Origin of the sequence: Terrimonas alba (genome assembly GCF_042434975.1) — a bacterium.
In the GTDB taxonomy this organism is placed as follows: domain Bacteria; phylum Bacteroidota; class Bacteroidia; order Chitinophagales; family Chitinophagaceae; genus Terrimonas_B; species Terrimonas_B alba.
The window spans coordinates 50,309-62,010 of sequence record NZ_JBHMQM010000006.1 but is presented as its reverse complement, the minus strand read 5'-3'; the positions used below and the strand labels follow the sequence as shown (position 1 = coordinate 62,010).

General features: G+C 42.3%; 10 protein-coding genes and 1 pseudogene. 8 read left to right on the top strand and 3 right to left on the bottom strand.

The annotated features are described in order from the left end of the window. A pseudogene (locus ACFEL9_RS17380) lies at window positions 1-2,851 on the bottom strand (hypothetical protein); the annotation flags it as partial. Window positions 2,852-3,150: 299 nt separating this feature from the next. Between ACFEL9_RS17380 and ACFEL9_RS17375 the strand changes: the two are divergent. Together ACFEL9_RS17375 and ACFEL9_RS17370 are read left to right on the top strand one after the other, a co-directional pair. Further along, window positions 3,151-3,546, top strand: coding sequence for a VOC family protein (locus ACFEL9_RS17375; protein ID WP_385892763.1), 396 nt, complete (start codon window positions 3,151-3,153; stop codon window positions 3,544-3,546). Window positions 3,547-3,921: 375 nt separating this feature from the next. Then, complete coding sequence (locus tag ACFEL9_RS17370; RefSeq protein WP_385892760.1) at window positions 3,922-4,902, top strand: 3-keto-disaccharide hydrolase; 981 nt, start codon at window positions 3,922-3,924, stop codon at window positions 4,900-4,902. 1,060 nt (window positions 4,903-5,962) lie between these two features. Here the strand turns inward: ACFEL9_RS17370 and ACFEL9_RS17365 are convergent. After that, window positions 5,963-6,295, bottom strand: a complete 333-nt coding sequence (locus ACFEL9_RS17365) for a transposase (RefSeq protein WP_385892758.1) — start codon at window positions 6,293-6,295, stop codon at window positions 5,963-5,965. A gap of 220 nt (window positions 6,296-6,515) precedes the next feature. Here ACFEL9_RS17365 and ACFEL9_RS17360 point away from each other — a divergent pair, with 220 nt between their 5' ends. Beyond that, on the top strand, window positions 6,516-6,947 hold the full coding sequence (locus ACFEL9_RS17360) for a VOC family protein (protein WP_385892755.1): 432 nt from the start codon (window positions 6,516-6,518) through the stop codon (window positions 6,945-6,947). Window positions 6,948-7,073: 126 nt separating this feature from the next. Beyond that, window positions 7,074-8,402, top strand: coding sequence for a serine hydrolase (locus ACFEL9_RS17355; protein WP_385892752.1), 1,329 nt, complete (start codon window positions 7,074-7,076; stop codon window positions 8,400-8,402). A 16-nt stretch (window positions 8,403-8,418) separates the two neighbouring features. On the opposite strand, the gene ACFEL9_RS17350 is transcribed toward ACFEL9_RS17355, so the two are convergent. Further along, window positions 8,419-8,643, bottom strand: coding sequence for a DUF2905 domain-containing protein (locus ACFEL9_RS17350; protein WP_385892750.1), 225 nt, complete (start codon window positions 8,641-8,643; stop codon window positions 8,419-8,421). A gap of 61 nt (window positions 8,644-8,704) precedes the next feature. Between ACFEL9_RS17350 and ACFEL9_RS17345 the strand changes: the two genes are divergently transcribed. From ACFEL9_RS17345 to ACFEL9_RS17330, 4 genes are all read left to right on the top strand, one after another. Then, window positions 8,705-9,391: an alpha/beta fold hydrolase gene (locus tag ACFEL9_RS17345; RefSeq protein ID WP_385892747.1), complete on the top strand. Its 687-nt coding sequence runs from the start codon at window positions 8,705-8,707 to the stop codon at window positions 9,389-9,391. 40 nt (window positions 9,392-9,431) lie between these two features. Beyond that, window positions 9,432-9,866 carry an acetyltransferase gene (locus tag ACFEL9_RS17340; protein WP_385892745.1) on the top strand — a complete coding sequence of 145 codons (435 nt, stop codon included), beginning with the start codon at window positions 9,432-9,434 and terminating at the stop codon, window positions 9,864-9,866. A gap of 51 nt (window positions 9,867-9,917) precedes the next feature. Then, the gene (locus tag ACFEL9_RS17335; RefSeq protein ID WP_385892742.1) at window positions 9,918-10,544 is read left to right on the top strand and encodes an endonuclease III domain-containing protein; all 627 of its coding nucleotides are present in this window, start codon (window positions 9,918-9,920) and stop codon (window positions 10,542-10,544) included. 72 nt (window positions 10,545-10,616) lie between these two features. Next, entirely contained in the window at window positions 10,617-11,588 is a 972-nt protein-coding gene (locus ACFEL9_RS17330) for a ligand-gated ion channel (protein WP_385892739.1), read from the top strand. The last annotated feature ends 114 nt before the right edge of the window (window positions 11,589-11,702 follow it).

Here is an 11,702-nt window from a genome sequence, read left to right as displayed (position 1 = left end):
CAGGGTTCCATGTTCCGGTAACTCCATTATCAGATGTTCCGGGTAATGTTGGCACCGTTCCATTTTCACAAATAGTCAAGGTTGTTCCAAAACTAAATGTCGGTGTAACATTCGGCGTAACCGTTACATCGAATGTAGTTGGTAAAGCACATTGGCCCGCATCGGGAGTGAATGTGTAAGTGCCAGATGTTTGATTGCTCACTGTTGCAGGACTCCATGTACCGGTGATTCCATTGGAGGAATTTGCAGGTAATGTAGGTGCGTTTGCATTTTCACATATCGTCAAGGTAGTTCCAAAACTGAATGCAGGAGTGATATTAGGATTAACAGTTACCGTAAATGTTGTTGGCAATGCACATTGACCCGCATCGGGTGTGAATGTGTAACTGCCGGATGCTTGATTGTCGACTATTGCCGGGTTCCATGTACCAGTGATTCCATTGGAGGAATTAGCAGGTAATGTCGGCACGGTTCCATTTTCACAAATGGTTAATGTTGTTCCGAAAGCAAACGATGGCGTAATGTTTGGCGTAACCGTCACCGTGAACGTAGTTGGCAATGCACATTGACCGGCTGAAGGAGTAAATGTGTAAGTATCCGAAGCCTGGTTACTAACAGTCGCAGGGTTCCATGTTCCGGTAACTCCATTATCAGATGTTCCGGGTAATGTTGGCACCGTTCCATTTTCACAAATAGTCAAGGTTGTTCCAAAACTAAATGTTGGTGTTACGTTCGGCGTAACTGTTACATCGAATGTTGCTGGTAACGCACATTGACCGGCATCCGGTGTGAATGTATAAGTGCCTGAAGCTTGATTGCTCACTGTTGCTGGGCTCCATGTACCGGTGATTCCATTGGAGGAATTAGCAGGTAATGTAGGTATGGTTGCGTTTTCGCAAATAGTCAACGCTGTTCCAAAACTGAATGCAGGAGTGATATTAGGATTAACAGTTACCGTAAATGTTGTTGGCAATGCACATTGACCCGCATCGGGTGTGAATGTGTAACTGCCGGATGCTTGATTGTCGACTATTGCCGGGTTCCATGTACCAGTGATTCCATTGGAGGAATTAGCAGGTAATGTCGGCACGGTTCCATTTTCACAAATGGTTAATGTTGTTCCGAAAGCAAACGATGGCGTAATGTTTGGCGTAACAGTCACCGTGAATGTTGTTGGCACTGCACATTGACCCGCATCAGGTGTGAATGTATAAGTACCCGAAGCCTGGTTGCTAGCAGTTGCAGGATTCCAGGTTCCGGTTACACCATTATCCGATGTGCCGGGTAATGTTGGTACCGTTCCATTTTCACAGATGGTTAAAGCTGTACCGAAAGCAAATGTCGGTGTGACGTTCGGCGTAACTGTTACATCGAATGCAGCTGGTAATGCACATTGACCAGCATCGGGTGTAAATGTATAAATGGCTGAAACCTGATTGCTCACTGTTGCAGGACTCCATGTACCAGTGATTCCATTGGATGAAGCAGCAGGTAGTGTAGGCACGGTTTCATTTTCACAAATCGTCAAAGCTGTTCCAAAACTAAAAGTAGGTGTGATATTAGGATTAACAGTTACCGTAAATGTTGTTGGCAATGCACATTGACCTGCATTTGGGGTAAATGTATATACGGCGGAGTTTTGATTGTCTACTACCGAAGGGTTCCATGTTCCGGGTATTCCATTGCTGGAAGTCGCCGGTAATGTGGGTACGGTGCCGCCACTGCAAATAGTAAGCGAGGTGCCAAAACTAAATGTCGGCGTTGTCTTCTGAATCACCGTCACATTCATTGTGGTTGAAGTACCGCACTGGCCTGCGGCAGGAGTAAAAGTATAGCTGCCTGAAGCCTGGTTGTTTATTACCGCCGGATTCCAGGTACCACTTATCCCGTTATTGGAAGTCGTTGGTAACGCAGGAGGCGTTGAACCGGCACAAAAAGCAGCAACTTTTGTAAACGTCGGTGTAAACACCGGGTTCGACAAGATGATACCGGTAAAAAGTTCAGTAGTACACCCGTTGATCTGCAATTGAAAATTGGCATACACACCCGCATTCAATCCACTCACTACCACCTGGCCACTACCATTGGCCACGATATTGACAGGACCCACATTCACGCCATCATCTGTATAGCTCACGGCATAGGTTGCGCCTGCCGAAAGTCCGCTGATTGTAATCAAACCTTCCGTTCCATTACAGGTAACTGGATTGTTACTGGCCAGTGTGGGTGACTGAATAGAAAAAAAGGCGCTATAGTTAGCACCTCCATTATTTAAAACAATCGTTTCGTCACACCCTGTAGTTGAAGTTGACGAACCGGTAATTGAGTAGTAAACTTCCAGCACATAGTTGCCGGGAGAAAAAATGGTAAGATCGACCGGCGAATAAGGTGTGATGGTTCCATCAGGTATCACCCGGTTCCATTGCTGATCACCTGCCACGCAAGTTCCGCCGCCAGGATAGGTGCCGCCCGGCATGTTACAATCACTTAACAGGGGAAGATCGATAATAGTAAAAGCCCCGGGGGCCGTGCTTTGCGGGTAAATGCGGTAGTGCAACCGGGCATCGCACACATTGGCTACCGGATCTTTAAACGTTCTCAGTTCGGCACCACGCAGAATCAGCGTACCGGAGTTTTGAGTATGAACACCGAAATTATTACTGGAAAAACTATTCGAAACCGGGCCAATAATATCGGCACCGCTCCCTGATGTATTAAAGAAATTCGACTGGTTACAATCACTCAGCCATACAGCCGAAGCTTTTGTCCCAAAAGTTTGACCCTGGCCGCAAAAATAAAAAAGTGCAGAAAACAGGATGGCTAATCCTAAGCGAGTGGTTCGTGGTGACATAGATATTGGCAGTTAGTGAAAACACCTATTATTAAAATCAGATCCGGTTCGGGGATCTTTAAGCCTGTACAAATACTCCAGGCAGCGATTAAAACAATGGTTGCTCTACACAACGATGATCGAATTATAATATTGTTAGGAATGAAATAATAATTTTCGAAATCAATCTCCGGAACCTTCGCCGGATGATGAGAATCGTCGTTGATCGGCATCGGTCATCAATCCATTTGATGCCTAGCTATCGTAATAATCCATGAAATCCTACGAACAGCTATCAGACTTTCTACGATATTTGTTATATGGAAAAGCCAAGAGCTGTTTTTAAAAGAGCCTGGGGCTACCAGGGAGATGCGTTAAACCTGCCCGTTGTTAATATTGAAATAGCCATTCCTTACTACGAAAAGTTGTTTGGTCTTCATCTTGAATCCACTACTGACGAACCGGTGCGGTCGGCTATTCTACAGCGGGATAATATCAGGATAGGCTTTGCAGAAAATGGCGGTGATGCTTCGCAGGATGGTTGTTTCTTTGAAGTGGACAGTGTCGAAAATGCATTTGCAGAATTAAAAGCAAATGGATTGGACAGGGAAGAAGCAGGATATGCTATCCAGAAGTATGAAGAAACAGACTGGAAATTATTCTTTGTAGTAGCTCCCGACGGTCTTTGCTATTCTTTGGGTGAACGACAAATCTGACTCAGGAAAATTTTATAGTTATGACGTTTCGTTGTGTAAACGATTTTTACAACGCTTTCAATAATTAATACTCCGGCAAATTTTATTTCGGGAAACTGCTGAATTTAAATGTCGTAAAATTGAAAGACGGAATTAAAAGAGTTGTAAACAGGTTATAATTCCTTCGCGTTCTTTGCGAAAAAACTTTGTATTTGCTTTGCGGTTATTTTTTTACCACAAAGAACGCTGAGAAAAATACGCAAAGAACACAAAGACTTCGACACGGAATAAGCCCAAATGGAAGTTTCACCTTAACACCTCAAAATAAGAATGACCTGTTAGCACGAAAAGAATAACAATCATTTTCTTTATTTGATTCTTTAGTACATTTAGCCAATGAAAACAAAATACTTTAACAACGTGCTTCTGTCATTCCGTAAGTTATTTGTTACGGCTGTTTTATTTCTTTTTGTCATCGCATCCGGTAATGCCAAGATCATTGCTACCGGCAATGCTGGTGATCCTTCTATTGAGGGTAGATGGGACATGACGATATATGATAATGGAAAACAACATCCCTCATGGCTTGAAGTGATGCATTCAGGTCACAAACGATTGGTTGGCCAATATGTTGGAATCTCCGGTAGTGCAAGACCGATTTCCATTATTTATTTTACCGATAGAAAATTGAGCTTTAGCTTACCACCACAATGGGAAGAGGAAGACAATGACTTAAAGTTTGAAGGGACTTTACAAGCCGATAGCCTGGCAGGTACCATGATAGCTGCTAATGGAAAAACCTATAACTGGTCGGCACACCGGGCGCCATCATTGCGCCGGGAAAAAGCACCTGTTTGGGGGACACCAATCAAATTGTTCAATGGCAGTTCTATGAGCGGTTGGCATGCGATGGGAGAGAACCAGTGGAAAGTGGAATCGGGTTTATTAAGAAGTCCTAAGTCAGGATCTAACCTGGTAACGGATAAAAAATTTACCGACTTCAAATTGCATATCGAGTTTCGTTATCCTAAAGGCAGCAATAGCGGTGTTTACCTCCGTGGCCGTTATGAAGTGCAGATAGCTGACAGCAAAGGAATGGGAACGTTAAAAGATCAATTGGGCGCTGTATATGGCTTCATCACACCCACTGAAATGGTAGCGAAAGAGCCAGGAGAATGGCAGTCTTACGACATCACCTTAATCGGAAGAATGATCACCGTTGTTGCCAATGGAAAGATGATCATTTGTAACCAGGAAATTCCTGGCATCACCGGCGGCGCACTGGATAGCAAAGAAGGAGAACCAGGCCCGCTATATATCCAGGGTGACCATGGTCCGATCGATTACCGGAATATTATTATTACGCCTGCGAAATAAGATAGCAGTAACTAAAATATAAACGGGCGGGTAAACAAAAATTTATCCGCCCGTTTCTGTATAGGTTGTATTGGCGCAACAACAATTGAAATGCCGAAGAGCAAAATTTTGAAAATCAAGGCTGCTTTTCTTCGAAAATGCGATTTGAGTGCCATAAATTTATGCGCTGGCCGCTATGTCCCTGAACAACCCTATTTTAGTCATGAGATTTTATGTTATTGTTTTTTTTGGTCTGATATTATTTTCTTGCAAGAATGCTATTCAGCAAAAATTGATTAACGAAGCCAATACCCTTTGGCGAATTTCACATTCATCAAAACTTTCTTTAGACTCTTCAAACATCTTTTATAGATTTCATTCAAATAAGCTTGATGAAGTGATGTACTTTGATAATGAATTTAAAAAGATGAATTCCAATCCGGACATAATAAATTGGCAAAAATGGAATATTGTTAACGATTCAATAATTAGATTTTCTTGGTCTGACCACAAAGATTTTAGAACTTAACGATTCAATCGCAGTCTTTTTGAATATGAAAAGAACTACGGATACGCTTTTTTTAAGGAAAATTTTAATTAATTGAATGGAATGGACACAGTGGCCAACAACGGACTTAACGACTATGTCGGCTGAATGAGATGGCCTAATTTTCACGGACAGAGAATTCCAATAAATTTACAGAGTTTATGGAACGCAAATCTGTCAAAACAAGCCGTCGCAAATATGACGCGGAATTCAAAAAAGAAGTAGTCAAAATGATTTTCGCTGTTGTCGGTCTTCCAAAAAGTAACACGCAGAACGCCGAGGTTGGTGTTTTTCACCAACCGCACTGCTGTCGGAAACCTTGTGCCGCTACCTGTGTTCTATTTATTATTAGTCCCGGTGATGAGAAAGAAACCCCCAATTATCAATACCGGTTTCATAAAACAGCGCGGAGGAATATTTATATTCTTCTGGCAACCTGCATATACCTGCCCTGACAGGATTCCAATGAATATAATCCAGTTTCTGTTGATAAACTTTATCTGTTCTCAGTTCTATACTTAGTGGATTGCGTTCTCATAGCTGATATTCCCGGTCAGCGGCATTTACCTTGAACCTTTCCAGCACTGCCGGATGGTGTTGTCTTAAATCATGTTTTATCTTTTGCGCTGTGTATTTTAGAAAATCTCTTTGCACATGCTGAGGATGTATCAGCAGTTGCATCTGCCAAATAAGGTGGATGTGATTGGGCATTATAACAAAAGCATATAGCTTTATTCGTTTATCTTCAACAAGAAACCGAAAGCTACCAATAACAATATCCTTATACTTATCAGGCTGCAAGAGTTTCTTCCATTCAAGGTTTGTGGCTGTAAAAAACTGGGGATATTCGGTGATAAAAATGGGCATATCGATATGAAAATGCCGAATTTGCTTGACTGGTTACGAAGCAACTTCTATTACTGTGGTTGGTGAAAAACACCAACCTCGGCGTAACTGGTTTGATGACCTGCTCACCGGGGGTTGGCTTTGGCCAAACCCCGGTGAGACCGTCTGATTGTTGAAGACGTAAGACCCAGAATGAACTCAACTGCCTTCATCACGCTTCTCACGCATAAATTCCTATACTATGCACACAGAAAACAAGCAAGCCGGCGAAATTGAAATAAAAGGCATGGCTCCCTACCTGCAGGTATATGATATGCCAACGGCCATATCATTTTACCGGGATAAACTGGGGTTTGAAGTAGCCATGCAATCACAACCAGCGCAGGGCGATGACTGCGATTGGGTTTTGCTGCGCTTGCAGGGAATAGACCTGATGTTGAATACTATTTATGAAAAGCCTGACCGACCGGTCGTTCCCGATCCTGTACGGAATATCGGCCATGGGGATGTTGCCCTTTACTTTGGCTGTCCTGATATAGACAGCTTATATGCACATTTTCTTTCGAAGGGATTGGAAATAAATAAGCCCTCCATAACAGGTTATGGTTTTAAAGCCATTCATTTTACTGACCCGGATGGATATGGGCTTTGTTTTCACTGGCCCGTTGAATAGACCAAAGAATCGCTTCGCAATTTTCTTTCTTAAAAAGATTTGGATATAGCTGTAACTTATATTGCTTCCGGGTGGTCAAAGTTATTTGACCCTGATATGGCTCATTTCATCATAAAAAATAAACCAATGAAACATTTGCTTTTTGTTTTTTCCTGTTTTGTAATTAGCGCCTGTTCGGGCCAGAATGCCAGGCTTGAGGAACTGCTGCATGCATATGCCGGCCAGGATAAGTTCAATGGCTCTGCTTTCATCGTTCACAAGGGGAAGATATTGCTCGATAAAGGTTATGGGCTTCGCAATGCGGGGGATAAGATAAGGAATGACAGGAACAGCATTTTCCAGATTGGCTCTATTACCAAACAGTTCACCGCAACCATATTGTTAAAACTACAGGAAGGAAAAAAACTGAATACAACAGATAAACTCAGTAAATATTTTCCTGCTTATCCAAACGGCGACAGTATTACCCTCGAACACTTACTTACACATACATCCGGCATCTACAGCTACACCGACGACCGGGCTTTTATGTCAACAGAAGTAGCCAAACCTTCCAACCGTGAAAAAATGATGGCACTGTTTAAGGACAAACCACTGCAGTTTTCACCGGGATCAAAATGGCAATACTCCAACTCTGCTTATATGCTTTTGGGTTATATAATTGAAGACGTAACAAAAATGCCTTACGAACAGGCTGTACGAAAATATATTTTTAATCCGTTGCATATGGATCACAGCGGGTTCGATTTTACTCACCTGGCCAATAAAGAAAAAGCAATTGGTTATTTCCGGTTAACAGATGATACGAATATTCCTGCTCCGATAGTAGATTCTTCAGTTTCGTATGCTGCCGGTGCTATTTATTCCACCACTGGCGACCTGTACAAATGGCACCTGTCCCTACAGGCTAATACAATTATGTCAAAATCATCGAAGCAAAAAGCATATACGGCGGTAAAAAATAATTATGGTTATGGATGGGTGACCGACAGCAGTGCCGGTAAAAGAACAATTGGACATGGCGGCGGTATCCATGGTTTTAACAGCAACATGGTCAGCATACCCGATGATAATACCTGCATCATTTTATTGGCCAATGTTGCTAACCCGCATCTTGATAAGATCACGAAGAGCATCCTGGCGATTCTTTATGATAAGCCTTATGAGCTACCAAAAGAAAAAAAGTCTATCAGCCTGCCACCTGACGTGTTGAAGCAATACATTGGCGTTTATGATCTATCGCCACAACTCATCATTACAGTAAGTTTTGAAAATGGCAAACTGATCGGCAAACCTGAGGGACAGGAAGCACTGCAATTGCACCCCGAAAAAGAAGACCAGTTTTTTCTGAAAGGAGTGGAAGCACAGATAAATTTCTACCGCAATGAAAAGAAAGAAATAGTAGCTATGAGCATTTTGCAAAACGGTAAGGAAACAAAAGGCAATAAGCGATGATTTAAAACAGAAGACTTTAAAAAAACTTTTTGATCACCTGTATGATGATCGTAAACAAAACGCTAAAAATGATCATGGTTGTAATGGGAAAGTAGAATTTGAAATTTGCTTTTTCAATCCGGATATCGCCGGGTAATCTGCCTATCCATTGCAGTTTATCTGAAAAAAAATAAATGATCACGCCGGCGAGTACAATCAATACGCCGGCCATAATCACCCATTTCCCGGTTTCGCTGTTCATGACGCAAAATTAAGTTTTTCAATTTCACCGGTGCATTGAAATTAGGATGCTAATTTTATGGATGCAACATCTTTTACTGCTTCACGGCGCCATCGGTGCCAAAGACCAGCTGCAATCATTGGCCGATGCATTATCCAACCATTATATCATTCACACGCTAAACTTCAGCGGGCACGGTGGCGAACCTTTTCCTGCAAATGATTTTTCCATTCCCGTTTTTGCCGGTGATGTCATGGCGTATCTCGAAAAAAACAATATTCGCCAAACGAATATTTTTGGTTACAGCATGGGCGGCTATACAGCTTTATACCTTGCGAGGCATTCGCCGGCGTTGGTTAGCCGGATTGTTACATTGGCAACTAAATTTCAGTGGAATCCCGACATCGTTGCAAAAGAAGCGGCCATGCTAAATGCTGATACCATCGAAGAAAAAGTTCCTGCCTTCGCCAAACAGCTGCAACAACGTCATTATCCCAACGATTGGAAAATCGTTTTGCAAAAGACAAAACAGTTATTGGTTCAGCTCGGCGATAATAATGATTTGCAGCTAAACGATTATCAAACTATTTTAACTCCCAGCTTACTGCTGTTGGGTGATAAGGACAAAATGGTTACAATAGAAGAAACAACGCAGGTGGAAAAGGCATTGGCAAATGGCAAATTTCAGTTGCTTGAAAATACGCCACATCCCCTGGAAAAGGTCGATGTAAACATGTTAGGCCGTATTGTTCACGAGTTTTTAAATTGAAGGATGGCGTAATTTCGGTCGCAAAAAGCACGTCAGAGGCATGATAATAAAGGCGGAAAACCGGCATTATAATTCCATCATAGCTATCTGGGAACTTTCTGTGCGGGCAACGCATCATTTTTTGCCGGAAGATTATTTGCAGGTGATCAGGAACCTGTTACCTGGTATTTTACCACAGGTAGATCTTTTTATTTACCAGGATAAAAAGGCTCACATAAAAGGTTTTTTGGGAGTTGCTGATCAAAAAATCGAAATGCTGTTTATCCATCCCGGGAGCAGGGGAGAAGGGATTGGCAAGGCGCTTACTGAATTTGCGATACATGAATTACATGCCAATTCTGTGGATGTAAATGAACAAAACAAACAGGCAATTGGATTTTACAATCATCTCGGTTTCGTGGAAACAGGACGAAGTGAAACTGACGGGCTGGGCAAGCCATTTCCACTAATTCACATGCAACTTCCGGCCAGGTAAATATCTTTTCAATTGCTGTTTTATTGTAGATTTAATGCTTAAAATAAAATTATGGCTAAGATAGACTGGTCCGGGGCAATAAAACCTCTCCTCAAAAAATACAAAGACAAACAACATCCGCTGGAATATAAAAGCATTTATCAACTGGTGGTGATGGTCGTTTTGTCGGCCCAGGATTCTGATAAAAACATCAACCAGCTTGCGCCAAAATTATTCGAAGCCTTCCCCGATATGAAGGCTCTGTCAAAGGCTACGGAGGAACTGCTGTTTCCTTATATCAGTAAGGTCAGGAACTTTGGTACTAAAGCGAAGTGGTTGATCGGGATAGCACAACAAATAAAAGAAGATAAAAATATTCCGCTCACCCACGATGAACTCACCCAGTTGAAAGGCGTGGGCAGTAAATCGGCCAATGTTATTTTGCGGGAAGCTGGTAAACCTGCCGAAGGAGTGATCGTTGACCTGCATGTGGTGCGGGTGGCGCCGAGACTGGGCATTGCCCATGGCACAGATCCGAAAAAGATAGAAAAACAAATTAAAGAAATACTCCCGCAGCAACAATGGGATGCGGGCATGGCCATGTCATTCCTTGGCCGGGAGATCTGTCGCCCCCAACCTAAATGTGAGATATGCCTGATGAATACCGTTTGTGAGTATTATAAAAAAATAAATAGTTAACGGGCTGCTTTTAAAGGCATGTTTTGATGTTACTGATCTGTTTTCTATCTTTCCAGCGATAAACCCGACATGATGTTTAGGAAAATCCTTTGTCCTTTCGTTTTACTCCTCGTTGCATTATTACCTGGCAATGGCTCACATGCAGAAGACAACAAACCGGATACCGTGAGCGTCGGCATTTATATTACCAGCATTCATAACATTGATTTCAAGGAAAAAGAATACACCATCAATTTCTGGTTGTGGTTAAAATATAAAAACCGGGATTTCGACTTTTATAATAACCTGGAAATACCACAGGCAAAATCTGTTGAAAAAGCTTTTTCATTGGTTGATAGTTCCGGCGAAAAGGTGTACATGCAAATGAAATTACAATGCGTAATGAAAGACAGCTGGCGCATCGCCAATTTTCCGTTTGATGAACAAAAGCTTCGGCTATCAATTGAGAATTCGCAATTTGATTCGAGATTTCTTGTATTTGTACCGGATACTGTAGGTAACCACTTTGATCCCAGGTTCACCCTTCGTGGGTGGACGATAGATAGCTGTATTATTTCAACGGGCATTAAAGCATATGAAACTGCTTTTGGTGATGAGAGTTTTGCAAAGCCGCATACAGAGTACAGTGCTTACCGGGTGAGGTTAAGCATCAACAGGGATGCGGCTGGCCTTTTCTGGAAAGTTTTCTTAGGCATGTATATCGCTTTCCTGATCGCCTATATCTGCTTCTTTATTCATACTGACGGCATTGATTCCCGTTTCGGGTTAAGCGTCGGTTCTTTATTTGCCGTGATTGGTAATAAGTATATCATTGATTCTTCGTTGCCCGAATCCACTTCTTTCACGTTGGTGGATACCTTGCATGGACTTACCTTGTTTTTTATTTTTTGTGTAATCACCGCCACCGCCTATTCACTAAAACTCGTGAAGAGAAATCAGCAGGCCAAGGCTCACAGGTTTGATATGATCATGGCCGTTTTATTGTTGGTCTTATATCTCCTGGCCAATGCCTGGTTTATATCGCAGGCGAGTAAGGGTGGGTGAGGTTTAACGTTCGGGACTTTCTGCTGTGCTGATATTCTAAGCGGTAGTGCGTTGTCGTTACTCAGTCATTCGTTTTCAAAATGCAAGTCCTTAACTTCTTTAAAAACTGAAGTT